Source organism: Pseudarthrobacter kochi (assembly GCF_055412805.1).
Map to the genome: position 1 here is coordinate 1 of NZ_JBVAYV010000116.1, position 1024 is coordinate 1024.

Sequence of the window (1024 nt, forward strand, 5' to 3'; positions counted from 1 at the left end):
TTCGGTGGTCAATGGGTTCTAGACAAGCTCCATTTTCCTTGAAAAGACGGGCATTCTCGGTTTAAACCGCCGTCGGCGCCCCGACCATCATCGGTGGATCAAGGCTAAGGCCTGAGCCCCCGCCGGTCCTGCAGCGCCTCGTATCCAATGTTGCGCATCGATGAAGGAGAACTCATGAACAGCACAGCGTCTGTCGTCGTTTTCGACGTCAATGAAACGCTCTCGGACATGGCACCGATGGGGGAGCGCTTCGCCGAGGTCGGCGCCCCCGCGCAGGTGGCGAAACTCTGGTTCGCCACGCTGCTGCGCGACGGCTTCGCCCTGACGGCGGCCGGCGGCAACGGCACCTTTGCCGAGATCGGCGCGGAGGTCCTGCGCGGCCTGCTCGCCGACACGGGCACCGGGACGGACCGGGAGGTTGCGGTGGAGCATGTCATGGCCGGAATGGCAGGGCTGGGCCTGCACCCTGATGTTGCGGACGGAGTCCGTGCCTTGCGGGCGGCGGGGTACCGGCTGGTCACCCTGTCCAACGGCGCCGCCCGGGTCGCGGAGGAACTCCTCGCGTCCGCCGGGATCCGGGACCGGTTTGAACGGCTGCTGTCCGTGGAAGACGCCGCGGGCTGGAAGCCGGCACGGGCCGCCTACCACCACGCGGCGTCGGCCTGCGCGACGGACCCCGGGCAGATGCTGCTGGTGGCGGTTCACCCTTGGGACATCCACGGCGCGGCCGCGGCGGGCCTCCGCACGGCGTGGATCAACCGGGACGGGGCCAACTATCCGAACTATTTCACTTCTCCCGACTACACGGTCGCCTCCCTGCGAGAACTGCCGGAAGCCCTGGGAGCGCCGACAGCCCCGGCCACCGGGCGGCGGTGACCGAGGCTGTCGAGACTGGTGGTTTTGCGGGCGGTGACTTAGCCTCGATCCACCGGTCGGGTTGAGGTTGTATCGGCGGTTTAAACGGAGAATGCCTGTCGGATCGGGAAAAATGGGGTTTGTCTAGAACTCCGTTTGGCCAATCCGA

Annotated in this window: 1 protein-coding gene; it reads left to right on the plus strand. The window is 66.6% G+C overall.

Translation table 11 applies throughout. The features are described 5' to 3' along the window. Positions 1-174 precede the first annotated feature (174 nt). Positions 175-876, plus strand: coding sequence for a haloacid dehalogenase type II (locus ACZY0Y_RS19890; RefSeq protein ID WP_463959943.1), 702 nt, complete (start codon positions 175-177; stop codon positions 874-876). The last annotated feature ends 148 nt before the right edge of the window (positions 877-1024 follow it).